Source organism: Variovorax ureilyticus (genome assembly GCF_037889935.1).
Taxonomy (GTDB): Bacteria; Pseudomonadota; Gammaproteobacteria; order Burkholderiales; family Burkholderiaceae_C; genus Variovorax; species Variovorax ureilyticus.
This window is the reverse complement of the sequence record NZ_JBBKZU010000003.1, coordinates 149,028-162,547: the sequence shown is the minus strand read 5'-3', so window position 1 is coordinate 162,547 and position 13,520 is coordinate 149,028. Positions and strand designations below refer to the sequence as shown.

9 protein-coding genes are annotated in these 13,520 nt (G+C 67.4%); 4 read left to right on the top strand and 5 right to left on the bottom strand.

From position 1 onward, the window contains the following. Positions 1–26: 26 nt before the first annotated feature. The 5 genes from WKW77_RS08120 to WKW77_RS08100 form a co-directional block, all read right to left on the bottom strand. The gene (locus WKW77_RS08120; RefSeq protein ID WP_340356349.1) at positions 27–1,400 is read right to left on the bottom strand and encodes an NCS2 family permease; all 1,374 of its coding nucleotides are present in this window, start codon (positions 1,398–1,400) and stop codon (positions 27–29) included. A gap of 79 nt (positions 1,401–1,479) precedes the next feature. Continuing rightward, positions 1,480–2,442, bottom strand: a complete 963-nt coding sequence (locus tag WKW77_RS08115; RefSeq protein WP_340356348.1) for a LysR family transcriptional regulator — start codon at positions 2,440–2,442, stop codon at positions 1,480–1,482. A 67-nt stretch (positions 2,443–2,509) separates the two neighbouring features. Further along, a complete protein-coding gene (xdhB, locus tag WKW77_RS08110; RefSeq protein WP_340356347.1) occupies positions 2,510–4,936 on the bottom strand; it encodes a xanthine dehydrogenase molybdopterin binding subunit in 2,427 nt (808 codons plus the stop codon). Position 4,937: 1 nt separating this feature from the next. Beyond that, entirely contained in the window at positions 4,938–6,521 is a 1,584-nt protein-coding gene (gene xdhA, locus WKW77_RS08105; RefSeq protein ID WP_340356346.1) for a xanthine dehydrogenase small subunit, read from the bottom strand. Between the two features lie 124 nt (positions 6,522–6,645). After that, complete coding sequence (locus WKW77_RS08100; protein ID WP_340356345.1) at positions 6,646–7,557, bottom strand: LysR family transcriptional regulator; 912 nt, start codon at positions 7,555–7,557, stop codon at positions 6,646–6,648. A 94-nt stretch (positions 7,558–7,651) separates the two neighbouring features. Between WKW77_RS08100 and WKW77_RS08095 the strand changes: the two genes are divergently transcribed. The 4 genes from WKW77_RS08095 (at position 7,652) to WKW77_RS08080 (ending at position 13,389) form a co-directional block, all read left to right on the top strand. After that, complete coding sequence (locus tag WKW77_RS08095; protein ID WP_340356344.1) at positions 7,652–8,842, top strand: PQQ-dependent sugar dehydrogenase; 1,191 nt, start codon at positions 7,652–7,654, stop codon at positions 8,840–8,842. After that, a complete protein-coding gene (locus WKW77_RS08090) occupies positions 8,839–9,459 on the top strand; it encodes a c-type cytochrome (RefSeq protein WP_340356343.1) in 621 nt (206 codons plus the stop codon). Before WKW77_RS08095 ends, WKW77_RS08090 begins: the two co-directional genes overlap by 4 nt. A gap of 166 nt (positions 9,460–9,625) precedes the next feature. Further along, the gene (locus tag WKW77_RS08085; RefSeq protein ID WP_340356342.1) at positions 9,626–11,779 is read left to right on the top strand and encodes a thiamine pyrophosphate-dependent enzyme; all 2,154 of its coding nucleotides are present in this window, start codon (positions 9,626–9,628) and stop codon (positions 11,777–11,779) included. Between the two features lie 5 nt (positions 11,780–11,784). Continuing rightward, positions 11,785–13,389: an indolepyruvate oxidoreductase subunit beta family protein gene (locus tag WKW77_RS08080; protein ID WP_340356341.1), complete on the top strand. Its 1,605-nt coding sequence runs from the start codon at positions 11,785–11,787 to the stop codon at positions 13,387–13,389. Positions 13,390–13,520 lie beyond the last annotated feature (131 nt).

Below are 13,520 nucleotides of genomic sequence, written 5' to 3'. Positions count from 1 at the left end.
CGTCAGTTCGTCCGCGCCGGACGGCTTCAGTGCCCCCCGATATAGATGAACTTGAAGAGGAACACGCCGCCGATCAGCCACACCATCCAGTGCACCTGCCTGGCCTGGCCGGTGAACAGCTTCAGCACCGCGTACGAGATGAAGCCGAACGCCAGGCCGTTGGCGATGGAATAGGTGAAAGGCATGGTCAGCGCCGTCACGACGGCGGGGACGACCTCTGTCGTTTCTTCCCATTCCAGTTCGGTCAGTTCCTTGAGCATCAAACATGCCACGAAGAACAGCGCGGGCGCGGTCGCGTAGGCAGGCACCGCGCCGGCCAGCGGCGAAATGACCAGCGCGGCGAGGAACAGCACCGCGACCGTCAGTGCCGTGAGGCCCGTGCGGCCCCCGGCCTGCACGCCCGCAGCGCTTTCGACATAGGCAGTGGTGCTCGAGGTGCCGAGCAGCGAGCCGGCGAAGATCGCGCCGCTGTCGGCCAGCAGCGACTTGTTCAGCCGGTCCATCCGCCCCGGCACCAGCAGACCCGCGCGGCGGGCGACGCCCATCAGCGTGCCGGTCGCGTCGAACAGCTCGACCAGGAAGAACACCAGGACCACGTTGAGGATGCCGCCCGAGAGCGCCGCCTTGATGTCCAGCTGCAGGAAGGTCGGGGCGATCGAGGGCGGCGCGGCGAAGACGCCGTGGAAGGTGTTGTCCGCGAAGAAGAACGAGAGCACCGTCACCGTGACGATCCCGATCAGGATCGCGCCGGGCACCTTCAGGCGGTCCAGCACCACGATCAGGAAGAAGCCGATGGTCGCCAGCACCACCTGCGGCGTGTGCAGGTCGCCCAGCGTGATGTAGGTGGCCTTCGACGGTGCGACGATGCCCGCGCTCTTGAGCGCGATGATCGCGAGGAACAACCCGATGCCGACCGTGATCGCCACCCGGATCGAATGCGGGATGCCCTTGATGATCAGCTCCCGCAGCCTGAACACCGTCACCAGCAGGAACAGGCACCCCGAGATGAACACCGCCCCCAGCGCCGCCTGCCAGGTGAAGCCCATCTGCAGCACCACCACGTAGGCGAAGTAGGCGTTGAGCCCCATCCCCGGCGCGAGCGCGATCGGGTAGTTGGCATAAAGCGCCATGATCGCGGTGCCCAGCGCCGCGATCAGGCAGGTCGCGACGAACACCGCGTCCTTGGGCATGCCCGCGTCGCCGAGGATCGACGGGTTCACGAAGATGATGTAGGCCATCGTGAGAAAGGTGGTGAGCCCCGCCACGATCTCGGTGCGCACGGTGGTGCCGTGCTCCTCCAGCTTGAAGATGCGCTCGGCCCAGCCTTTGGCGGCGGGCGCAGTGCGCTGTCGTGAGAGGTCCTGCCCGCCGAGGTCGAGCACTTGGTCTGTCCGGTTCATCGTCTTGTCTCCGAGTCTTTATGGGTCGATGGCGTGGGTTCGTGCTGCTTCGCGACGCCGGGCGCGAATCAATCCAGGTCTATCCGGTGCCGCTGGCGGCGGCGGCCGCCGCCGCGGGCCGCAGCGATGCGGCCACTTCCTTGGTCCGCTCGCGCAGCCAGCGCGCCGAACTCGACGAATGGGTGCGCTCGTGCCACAGCTGGTAGTACATGAGGCGCGGCAGCGGCACCGGGCATTCGAGGATCGCGACGGGCAGCCGGTCGGCGAAGCGCTCGCAGTACTGGCGGCCGGTGGTGAGCACCAGCAGGCTCGACGCCACCATGTCGGGGATCAGCCCGAAATGCGCGCAGCGCGCGGTGATGTTCCGCTGGCGGCCCATCTCGTCGAGCATCTGGTCGATGATCCCGCGCGCGCCGGGGTGCGTGGGCGTCGGCGCGACATGCTCGGCCGACAGCCAGCTTTCGAAGTCCCAGCCGCGGCGCACCGCCGGATGGTCCTTGTTCACCAGCGAGACGATGTCGTCCCCGAAGAGCCGCGCCATGTGCAGGTCCTCCGGCGGCTTGAGCCAGTTGCCGATCACCACGTCCACCTGCCCGAGCGAGAGGTGCGCGTGGTAGTCCGAATCGGAGGACAGCGGATGGATCTCGATGTGGCACATCGGCGCCTGGCTCTTGATGCGCGCGACGAGCTGCGGCAGGAAAAGCGGGTCCATGTAGTCGCTCGCCGCGATGCGGAAGGTGGTCTGCGCCGTCTGCGGATCGAAGCCGCGCGCATCGCTGAAAAGCATCTCGGCCGAGCGCAGGATCGCCGCCGCGGGCTCGATCATGCGCAGGCCCGCGTCGGTCGGCACCATGCCGGAGCCGGAGCGCACCAGCAGCGGGTCGCCCGAAAGCTCCCGCAACCGCTTGAGGGCGGCGGACACGGCGGGCTGGTACATCCCCAATCGGATGGCCGCACGCGAGACGCTGCGATCGGTGAGCACGGTGTGTAGAACCCGGATAAGGTGGAGATCGATCTTGTCGAGTAGCGCCTGGTCTCTCATGACTGCCCGCGATGGTCTGGAAGGTGCGGGCAGTTATACAGACAGCGCGCCGCTACATGAAGCGCCCTCAGGCGGCCGCGCCCTGCACCGCGGTGATCGCACGCAGGATCGACTCGCTGGTCGCCGGGGCGCGCAGCGGCGGATCGACCTGGTGCTCGCCCACCGACGACACCGCGTCGCGGATCGCGAAGAACACCGAGAACGGCAGCAGGAGCGGCGGCTCGCCGACGGCCTTGCTGCGGTGGATCGAATCCTCGAAGTTCTGGCCCTCGTACAGCCGCACGTTCAGCACCGGCGGGCAGTCATTGGCCGTCGGGATCTTGTAGGTGCTCGGCGCGTGGGTGGTCAGCAAACCGGTCTTCGGATGCCACACCAGCTCCTCGGTCGTGAGCCAGCCCATGCCCTGGATGAAGGCGCCTTCGACCTGGCCGATGTCGACCGCCGGGTTCAGCGACTTGCCGGCGTCGTGCAGGATGTCGGCGCGCAGCAGCTTCCATTCGCCGGTGAGCGTGTCGACGATCACCTCGCTGACCGCCGCGCCGTAGGCGAAATAGAAGAACGGGCGGCCCTGCATCTTGTCCTTGTCCCAGGAAAGGCCGGGGGTGGCATAGAAGCCGTCGGACCAGAGTTGCACCCGGTCCAGGTACGCCTCGCCGACCACGGTGGCAAACGGGAGCGTGCGGCCGTTGACCTCGACCTTGTCGTTGGCAAAGCGCACCGCCGATGCATCGCCGCCATGACGCGCTGCAGCACAGGCGGCCAGCCGCTCGCGGATCTGCCGCGCCGCATCCTGCGCGGCCTTGCCGTTCAGGTCGGCGCCGGTCGATGCGGCGGTGGCCGAGGTGTTGGCCACCTTCTGCGTGTCGGTCGCGGTGACGCGCACGCACTCGAAGCTCACCCCCAGCTCGTGCGCCACCACCTGCGCGACCTTGGTGTTCAGGCCCTGCCCCATTTCGGTGCCGCCGTGGTTCACCAGGATCGAGCCGTCGTTGTAGACATGGACCAGCGCGCCGGCCTGGTTGAAATGCTTGACGTTGAACGAGATGCCGAACTTTAGCGGCGCCAGCGCGATGCCCCGCTTGAGCACCGGGCTCTTCGCGTTGAATTCCGCGATCGCCTCCCGGCGCACCCGGTAGTCGCTGCTCGATTCCAGATCGGCCACCAGCTCGTGGATGACGTTGTCGACCACCGTCTGGCCGTAGGGCGTCACGTTGTTCTCGGTCTTGCCGTAGAAGTTGACGCGCCGCACATCCAGCGGATCACGGCCCAGCTCGCGCGCCACGCTGTCGAGGATGTTCTCCATGGCGATGGCGCCCTGCGGACCGCCGAAGCCGCGGAACGCGGTGTTGCTCTGCGTATTGGTCTTGCCGGAGAAGCCGTGCATCTCCACGTTCGGCAGCCAGTAGGCGTTGTCGAAGTGGCACAGCGCGCGGGTCATCACCGGGCCCGACAGGTCGGCCGAGTGGCCGGCGCGCGAAACCATCGTGATCTCGGCGCCGAGGATGCGGCCTTCGTCGTCGTAGCCCACTTCGTATTCGTACCAGAAGCAGTGACGGCGGCCGGTGATCATGAAGTCGTCGTCGCGGTCCAGCCGCAGCTTGACCGGCCGCTTGAGCTTGTTCGCCGCCACGGAAGCCACGCAGGCGAACAGCGCCGACTGCGATTCCTTGCCGCCGAAACCGCCGCCCATGCGCCGGCATTCGACCTGCACTTCGTTCGCATGCAGGTGCAGCGCGTGCGCGACCAGGTGCTGCATCTCGCTCGGATGCTGCGTCGAGCAGTACACATGCATCGCGCCGCCTTCCTTCGGAATGGCGTAGCTGATCTGGCCTTCGAGGTAGAACTGTTCCTGCCCCCCGACGTCGAGCTGCGCCTTGAGCCGATGCGGCGCCTTGGCGATCGCGGCCTTGGCGCCGCCTTCGTCGGTGTTGCGGACGAGGTGCATCGGCGGCACCACGTACTGCTCCTTCGCATGCGCTTCCTGTGGCGTGATCACGGGCGGCGCGGCCTCGATGTCGAGCGCCTCCTTGGCGCGTGCGGCGGCGCGGCGCGCGGCATCGCGGGTCTCGGCGATCACCGCGAAGACCGGCTGGCCCATGTAGCGGATGTCGCCGCTGCACAGGATCGGATCGTCATGGACGATCGAGCCGCAATCGTTGCTGCCCGGGATGTCCGCCGCGGTCAGCACCGCGACGACGCCCGACATCGCGCGGATCGCATCGAGTTTCATCTCCTTGAGCCGTCCGTTCGCCACCGGGGAAAGACCGAGCGCGCAATGCAGCGTGCCCGCGAGTTCCGGAATGTCGTCGATGTAGTTCGCCTCGCCCGCCACGTGCAGTGCGGCCGATTCGTGCGGGCGGCTGATGCCCACCCGCGCGCCGTCGCCATGCGCCTTGGCTTCCGCGTTCACGTCGATGCGGGCGGCGGTGTTGGAGACGTAGTCGGCAAAGGCCTCGGCCGACTTGAAGAGCTTCGGATCGATCGGCTTGTTCATCTCAGACTCCTTCCACGGCGACGGCGTGCGGCATCACGCTCCACACGCTGGTGGCTTCCACGGGCAACGGATCGGTGGTGCGCGTTTCCAGCCAGAGGCGCTGCAGCAGGTTCTGGGCGACTTGCAGGCGATAGTCGGCACTCGCGCGCATGTCGGTCAGCGGCGTGAAGTCCTTGGCGAGCGCCAGCTTGGCGGCGTTCACCGTCGCCTGCGTCCACGGCTTGCCGATCAGCGCGGCCTCGGCGTTCGCGGCGCGCCTGACGATCGCGGCCATGCCGCCGAACGCAAGGCGCACGTCCTTCACCACATCGCCGTCGAGATCGATCGCGAAGCCGCCGCACAGGGCCGAGATGTCGCAATCGAAGCGCTTGCTGACCTTGTAGGCCCGCACCTGCCGCGCCAGCGCGGCCTTCGGGATCGCGAGCCCCTGCACGAACTCGCCCGGTTCCAGGCGGTTCTTCATGTAGTCGACGTAGAAGTCGGGCAGCGGCATGCGGCGCACGGCGTTGGCGCGGCGCAGTTCGATCTCGGCGTCGAGCGCCATCAGCACCGGCGGCGAATCGCCGATCGGCGAGCCGTTGGCCACATTGCCGCCGATCGTGCCTGCGTTGCGGATCGGCGGCGAGGCGAAGCGCAGCCACACGTCGGTCAGGCTCGGCACCCGCCGCACGAGCGCCGCGAAGGCGGATTCGAGCGAGGCGCCCGCGCCGAGATAGAGCTCATCCGGGCGTTCCTCGATCGCCTTCATCTCGGCCACGTCGCCCACATAGATGATGTCGCCGAGGTCGCGGAACTGCTTGTTGACCCACAGACCGACGTCGGTCGAGCCGGCCAGCAGCTGCGCAGCCGGCTTGGCCTCGCGCAGCGCGGCCAGTTCGGCGAGCGTGGTGGGCGCGTGGAAATGATCGAGGCGCTGGCCCAGCGGCGCGGCGTAGTCGAAGGTGTGTTCGTGCTTCAGGGCGGTCAATGCCTCCACCACCGGCTTGGTGTCGAGGCGCACCGCCGGCAGGTCGAACATCCGCTGGCCCGCGTCGAGGATCGGCCGGTAGCCGGTGCAGCGGCACAGGTTGCCCGACAGGTCGTCGGCCAGTTGCTGCCGCGTCGGGCGCGTCTGCCCTTCCTGGTGGTGTTCGTAGGTCGACCACAGCGACATCACGAAGCCCGGCGTGCAGAAGCCGCACTGCGAGCCGTGGCAGTCGACCATCGCCTGCTGGACCGGATGCAGGCGTTGCACCGGATGCTTGTCGTGCTGCTGCGCGTCATGGCCGTGCCCGCACTGCGCCTTGAGATCTTCGACCGTGAAAAGCGCCTTGCCGTGCAGCGTCGGCAGGAACTGGATGCAGGCGTTGACCGTTTGCAGGCGCAGCCCGCCGATCGCTCCCTTCTCGCCCGGATCGGCCAGTTCGCCGATCACCACGGTGCATGCACCGCAATCGCCCTCGTTGCAGCCTTCCTTGGTGCCGGTGCAGCGGGCGTCCTCACGCACCCAGTCGAGCACCGAGCGGGTCGGGTGCACGCCGCTGACGTCGACGATCCGGCCGCGGTGGAAGAACTGGATGGGTTGTGTACTCGTTGTCATGCTCATGCTCGTGGGGGCGATCAAGAATCGGGCCAGACGAAAGTTATTCCTTAAACGCCCTCGATGCATATGGGCATGCCCATATCGGCTATGTGGTGGCCGGTATGGAAGCTAGGGGTTAACCCCAACCTCACGCCTCCTTGAAAAGGTCCTTGATCACCTCGCGCAGCCACCGGTTCGCCGGATCCGCCTCGAAGCGCTTGCTCCAGTGCAGCGACACGGTGAAATCGCGCAGCGGAAACGCCGGCTCGACGATCGCGTAGCCGCCCTCTTCCGCGAAGCCGCGCGCGATGTTGCGGGGCATCACCACCGCGAGGTCGGTCGCGCGGACGATCGCCGGCAGCACCATGAAGTGCTCGGTGGTGAGCCGCACGCGGTCTTCGAGGTTCAGCAAATGGAGGATCCGGATCGTCTCGGCATGCGTGCGCACTGCGACGTATTCGAGCTTGCGCAGCGTCTCGAGCATGGCCTGCCCGGTGCGCCGCGCCTTGGCGAAAGGATGCCCCTTGCGCAGCAGCACGATGTAGCGGTCTTTCAGCAGCGTGACGCGTTGCGTATCGCGTACCTTCGGCAGGAAGCCGAAGGCGAAATCGATGCGGCCGCTGTCGAGCGCGGGCGCGATCTCCTGCGGCAGGAGCGGCAGCGTTTCCAGCCGCACGCCGGGCGCCAGTTCGCCCAGCCGCGCCATGAGCGCCGGCAGGAAGCGGCCTTCGCCGATGTCGCTCATGTGGATGCGGAAGGTCTTGCGCGATTCCCCGGGCTCGAAGCGATCGGGCTCGCCGAGCGCGTCTTCGAGCGTGGCCAGCGCCGACTGCACCGCCCGCGCGAGGCGCTCGGCGCGCGGCGTGGGCGCCACCCCGCCGGGCGCGCGGATGAACAGCGCGTCCTTCAGCAGGAGACGCAGCCGGCCGAGTCCGTGGCTGGCCGCGGGCTGGGTGAGGCCGAGAGATTCGGCCGCCTTGCTCACGCTTCGCGCGCGATAGACGGCGTCGAAGAGCCGAAGCAGATTGAGGTCGACGGCGTCGATATGCATGGCATTCATATTGTTTAGCTCGAACATTTTATTGATGGCCGACCCACGGTCTCGCACACTCCCGGGTGGCGTCGAGCCAACCCCAAAGAGAAGGAGACAAGAGATGGTCAAGATCCGTCAGCACGCGGTGATCGCCGCCTTGCTTTGCGCGGCGACCGCCGCATGGGCCCAGCAGCAACCGGCCGAAGAACCCGGCTGGGCCAAGGGGCGACCCAAGACCGATACCGCCATGCGCATGGCGCCGGTGCCGGCCTTCCCGATCCCGACCGCGGTCGACCAGCTGCCCACGAAGAAGTTCAAGCTGCCGCCGGGCTTCAAGGTCGAGACCTGGGCCTCGGGCGTGCTCGATGCGCGCGGGCTGCGCCAGGGTCCGAACGACAACATCCTCGTCAGCACGCTGTTCGTGGGCAACAAGGTCTACGCGATCCCCGAGAAGGGCAAGCACGAGCCCAAGGTGATCATCGACAAGATGCCCTTCGCGACCGGCATCGAGTACCAGAACGGCTCGCTCTTCCTTGCGACCAACACGCACATCTACCGCTACGACAACGTCGACGGCAAGCTGGACAACCTCGGCACGCCGACCACGATCTACGACAAGCTGCCGGGCGGCGGCGACCACAGCTGGAAGTTCCTGCGCATCCGCGACAACAAGCTCTATTTCGAGATCGGCGCGCCCTGCAACATTTGCGATCCGGGCGAGTACGCCAAGCTCTATCGCATGAACCTCGACGGCAGCGGCATGGAAACCGTGGCCTCCGGCGTGCGCAATACGGTCGGCTTCGACTTCGATCCGAAGACCGGCCACCTCTGGTTCACCGACAACGGCCGCGACTGGCTCAGCGAGGAGCTGCCCAACGACGAGCTCAACGAGGTGACCGGACCGAACCAGCACTTCGGCTATCCGTACTGCCACCAGGGCAACATCCCCGACCCCGAGTTCGGCTGGGGCAAGAACTGTGCGGACTTCAAGAAGCCCAACGCGCTGCTCGGCCCGCATGCCGGCTCGCTGGGGCTGAAGTTCTACACCGGCAAGATGTTCCCAGCGAAGTACCAGGGCGCGATGTTCATCGCGCGCCACGGTCCATGGAACCGCACCGTCAAGTACGCCGACATCTCGGTCGCCTGGCCCGACGGCAAGGGCGGCGCCAAGATCGAGCCTTTCATGACCGGCTTCGTCGAGAACAACAACTACCTCGGCCGCCCGGTGGACTTCATGATCCTGAAGGACGGCTCGATGCTGGTGAGCGACGACCACGCCGGCGCGATCTATCGCATCAGCTACGGCAAATGAGAAGGACGGCGAGACACGCCATCACCGCAGCGACGGCCACGCTCCTGTGGCTCGCGGCGACGGCCGCGGGCGCTCAGTCCGCGGGCGGCCCGGGCGCCTACGCACAGCGCTACGCGGCGCTGTGCGCCGCCTGCCACGGCGCCAACGGCCGCAGCGAGATGCCGGGCACGCCGGTGCTCGCGGGCCAGCATTCGTTCTATGCGATCACGCAGCTCTTCCTGTTCCGCGAAGGCCGCCGTTCCAACGAGGCCATGAGCGCGGTCGCCAAGACCATGTCGGACCAGGACATGCGCGGCTTCTCGGAATTCATCGCAACGCTGCCGCCGGTACCCGCGCCGCCGCCGGCCACGCCGCCCGACGCCGTACGCATGACGCGCGGGCAGGTGCTCGCGCAGCAATACAAGTGCGCGATGTGCCATGGCGCCGACTTCAGCGGCGGACAGCAGGTGGCGCGCATCGCGCAGCAAAAGGAAGACTATCTGCAGATGACACTGCGCGAATTCCGCTCCGGCAAGCGCCCCGGCTACACGATGGCGATGGTCGAGGCGGTGAACGGCATTCCGCCGGAGGACCTCGACAACCTCGCCTACTACATCGCCCGTGTCCAAGGCAACTAGCACCGATCACTTTCCCAACCGCGCCTTGGCGCAACCCGCAACCCACTAGCCCGACATAGTCAACCCAGGGCACCCGCGGAACCGGCTTTGCCGGGCCGCCGGGTGCGCCCCCTCGAGGGGGTGTCCGAGCCACACGAAGTGGGCGAGGCTGGGGGAGGAAAACACGATGGAAGTTTCGTTTAGCAAGGAAATCGAAACACTGCGCCTCGGCGCTGGCGACACCTTTCACGGCGAGGGGATCCTCGCGATCACCAAGGGGCTGCTGCAATCGGGCGTGGCCTACGTCGGCGGCTATCAGGGTGCACCGGTCTCGCACCTGCTCGACGTCATGGTGCAGGCCAAGCCGTACATGGACGAGCTCGGCGTGCATGTCGAAGCCTGCTCCAACGAGGCCTCGGCGGCCGCGATGCTCGGCGCGTCGATCCACTATCCGCTGCGCGGCGCAGTGACCTGGAAGTCGATCGTCGGCACCAACGTGGCGGCCGACGCGCTGTCCAACCTCTCGTCGCCGGGCGTGCGCGGCGGCGTGCTGATCGTGGTCGGTGAGGACTACGGCGAAGGCGCCTCGGTGATCCAGGAGCGCACGCATGCCTACGCGCTCAAGTCGAGCATGTGCCTGCTCGATCCGCGGCCCGACCTCGGTGTGATGGTGAACATGGTCGAGCATGGGTTCCGTCTTTCGGAAACCTCCAACATGCCCTGCATGATGGAACTGCGCATCCGCACCTGCCATGTGCGCGGCAGCTTCGAATGCAGGGACAACCTGCCGCCGCCGGTCTCCACGCGGGCCCTGATCGAGGAGCCGGCCGGCTTCGACTACATGCGGCTCGCGCATCCGCCGGTCACCTTCCGTCATGAAAAGCTCAAGGGCGAGGAAAGGCTGCCCGCGGCGCGGCGCTACATCGCCGAGCACAAGCTCAACGAGCTGATGCCGGGAAGGCACGCCGATCTCGGCATCGTGGTGCAGGGCGGGCTGTACAACGCGCTCATCCGCAGCCTGCAGCAGTTCGGGCTCGCGGATGCCTTCGGCGCGACCGACATTCCACTGCTGGTGCTCAACGTGACCTATCCGCTGGTGCCGGAGGAAGTCGCGGACTTCTGCGCCGGCAAGCGCGCGGTGCTCGTGGTCGAGGAAGGCCAGCCCGAGTACATCGAGCAGGAGATCGCCACCCTGCTGCGCCGCCGCGACATCCAGACCGCGCTGCACGGCTGCGACATGCTGCCGCCGGCGGGCGAACTCGGCGTCGAGGCGCTCTCCGGCGGCCTCGCATCGTTCGTGCAACGCCATCTGCCGGTGCATTCGCAGGATTCCGCGCAAGGCTGGCTCACCGGCAACCGCGATCGCCGCGCGGCCGTCGCGGCAAAGCTCGAAACGCCGCTGCCCAACCGCCCGCCGAGCTTCTGCATCGGCTGCCCCGAGCGGCCGGTGTTCTCCGCGCTCAAGCTCGCGCAGCAGGACAGCGGCCCGGTGCACATTGCCGCCGACATCGGCTGCCACGCCTTCGGCACCTTCGAGCCCTTCTCGATGGGGCACTCGATCCTCGGCTACGGCATGAGCCTCGCGAGCCGCGCGGGCGTGTCGCCGATGATGCAGCGGCGGGTGCTGTCGATCATGGGCGACGGCGGCTTCTGGCACAACGGGCTGCTCACCGGCGTGCAGAGCGCGCTCTTCAACGGCGACGACGCGGTGCTGATGATCTTCAAGAACGGCTACACCTCGGCCACCGGCACGCAGGACATCATCTCCACGCCGGACGACGAAGTGAAGGCGCAGGCGGTCGACAAGCAGCAAAGCCTGGTCGACAAGAACCAGACTATCGAATCCACGCTGAAGGGCCTGGGCGTGCAGTGGCTGCGCACCGTCCATACCTACGACGTGGACAGGATGCGCAAGACGCTCAACGAGGCCTTCACGAGCAGCTTCGACGGCCTCAAGGTGATCATCGCCGAGGGCGAATGCCAGCTCGAGCGCCAGCGCCGCATCAAGCCGTGGATCGCGAGCCTGCTGCGGCAGGGCGAGCGCGTGGTGCGCGTGAAGTACGGTGTCGACGAAGACGTGTGCAACGGCGACCACGCGTGCATCCGGCTGTCGGGCTGCCCGACGCTGACGATCAAGGACAACCCCGATCCGCTGAAGGTGGACCCGGTGGCCGTGGTCATCGACGGGTGCGTGGGCTGCGGCCTCTGCGGCGCGAATGCGCATGCCGCCACCTTGTGCCCGAGCTTCTATCGCGCCGAAGTGGTGCAAAACCCCAAGTGGCATGAAAGGCTGCTGCACAGCCTGCGCGGCGCGGTCGTTCGCGTCCTTCAGCCGGCATGACGAACATGAACCGAACACAACCCATCACCCTTCTCATCTGCGCGCTCGGCGGCGAGGGCGGCGGCGTGCTGACCGAATGGCTGGTCGATGTCGCGCGCCATGCCGGCTATGCGGCGCAGAGCACCTCGATCCCCGGCGTCGCGCAGCGCACCGGCGCGACCACCTACTACGTCGAAGTCTTCCCTGTTCCGCTGGTCGAACTCGGCGGTCGCAGCCCGGTGTTCAGCCTGAGCCCGGTTCCGGGCGCGCTCGATGCGATCGTGTCGTCGGAGCTGCTCGAAACCACGCGCCAGATCGGCAACGGCATGAGCACGCCGCAGCGCACGCTCGTCATCACCTCGTCGAGCCGCACGCTCACCACGGCCGAGCGAATGCAGCTCGGCGACGGCCGTGCGGACGCACAGCGCCTGCTCGACGTGCTCAAGGCCTTCAGCCGCGAGCATCACGTGTTCGAGATGGGCGCCGCTGCGCGCGAGGCCGGTACGGTCGTGAGCGCGGTGATGCTCGGCGCCATTGCAGGCAGCGGGCTCTATCCCTTCCCGCGCGAAGCCTACGAAGCGGTGGTGCGCGGCAACGGCGACAAGGTCAGCAAGATGGCCGAGGCCAGTCTGCGTGGCTTCGCCAAGGCCTTCGACGCGGTGAACGCGCCGCGCCAGCAGGCCGCGATGGTCACCGGCCTGCTCGCGTCGTCCAAGGACGAATCGCCCGCCGCGGCTGCCCTGCCGCAGGCGGTCGCGAGCCTGTTCCCGCCCGCGGTGCACGAGATGCTCGCGCTCGGCCACGCCCGCGTGCTCGACTACCAGGATGCGGATTACGCACAGCTTTACGTCGAGAGGCTCCAGAAGGTGCTCGCGGCCGAACGCACCACCGATCCGGCGGGTGCGCACGCCTTCGCCATCACGCGCGAGATGGCGCGCTGGCTCGCGCTGTGGATGGCCTTCGACGACATCGTGCGCGTCGCCGAACTCAAGAGCCGCGCGAGCCGTGCACGGCGCGTACGCGACGAGGTCAAGGCCGGCGAAGACGACCTCGTGAAGGTCTATGACCACTTCAAGCCTGGCGCGCCCGAGTTCGCCGCGCTGCTGCCGCCGTCGCTGGCCGACCGCGTCACTGCCTGGGATCGGCGGCGGTCCACGCCGTGGGCGCTGCCGCTCAAGGTGGGCAGCCATTCGGTGATCGGCATGGCGTCGCTGCGGCTGCTCGCTTCAATGCGATGGCTGCGCCGGCGCGGGCAGCGGTTTGCGCACGAACAGGCATTGATCGACCGCTGGCTCGACGCAGTCGTCAAGGGTACGCAGGCGCACTGGCGCCTGGGCCACGAGATCGCGCTGTGCGGCCGCCTCATCAAGGGCTACGGCAGCACCAACGAGCGCGGCAAGCACAACCTGCTGCATGTGATCGACCATCTGGCGATCGCGCCCCTGCCCGACGGCACGCCGGGCGCGCGCGCCGAGGCGATCGCCGCCGCGCGCGAAGCCGCGCTCGCGGACGAAGCTGGCACCGCGCTCGACGCCACGCTGGTGCGCCACGGGGCCCCGGCGCGCCCCGTCAGGGAGCAGCCGATCCGCTGGATGAAGCGCGCGCCGGGTTCGGCGACGCGTGCGCTCTGACTCTCAAGGTAAACGCCGATTTACGCCCACGCGGACCTTTACAAAAAATAACCGAATTGCGCACTGCACAAACACCACAAGATGCGCGCAAACCCATCGACGAATTCAACAACACCTTCGAAGGAGACATC

What these genes read in the sequence shown, in the direction of transcription:
- WKW77_RS08120 (WP_340356349.1), bottom strand. Translation starts at nt 1,400, where the DNA reads ATGAACCGGACAGACCAAGTGCTCGACCTCGGCGGGCAGGACCTCTCA.
- WKW77_RS08115 (WP_340356348.1), bottom strand. Translation starts at nt 2,442, where the DNA reads ATGAGAGACCAGGCGCTACTCGACAAGATCGATCTCCACCTTATCCGG.
- xdhB (WP_340356347.1), bottom strand. Translation starts at nt 4,936, where the DNA reads ATGAACAAGCCGATCGATCCGAAGCTCTTCAAGTCGGCCGAGGCCTTT.
- xdhA (WP_340356346.1), bottom strand. Translation starts at nt 6,521, where the DNA reads ATGAGCATGACAACGAGTACACAACCCATCCAGTTCTTCCACCGCGGC.
- WKW77_RS08100 (WP_340356345.1), bottom strand. Translation starts at nt 7,557, where the DNA reads ATGAATGCCATGCATATCGACGCCGTCGACCTCAATCTGCTTCGGCTC.
- WKW77_RS08095 (WP_340356344.1), top strand. Translation starts at nt 7,652, where the DNA reads ATGGTCAAGATCCGTCAGCACGCGGTGATCGCCGCCTTGCTTTGCGCG.
- WKW77_RS08090 (WP_340356343.1), top strand. Translation starts at nt 8,839, where the DNA reads ATGAGAAGGACGGCGAGACACGCCATCACCGCAGCGACGGCCACGCTC.
- WKW77_RS08085 (WP_340356342.1), top strand. Translation starts at nt 9,626, where the DNA reads ATGGAAGTTTCGTTTAGCAAGGAAATCGAAACACTGCGCCTCGGCGCT.
- WKW77_RS08080 (WP_340356341.1), top strand. Translation starts at nt 11,785, where the DNA reads ATGAACCGAACACAACCCATCACCCTTCTCATCTGCGCGCTCGGCGGC.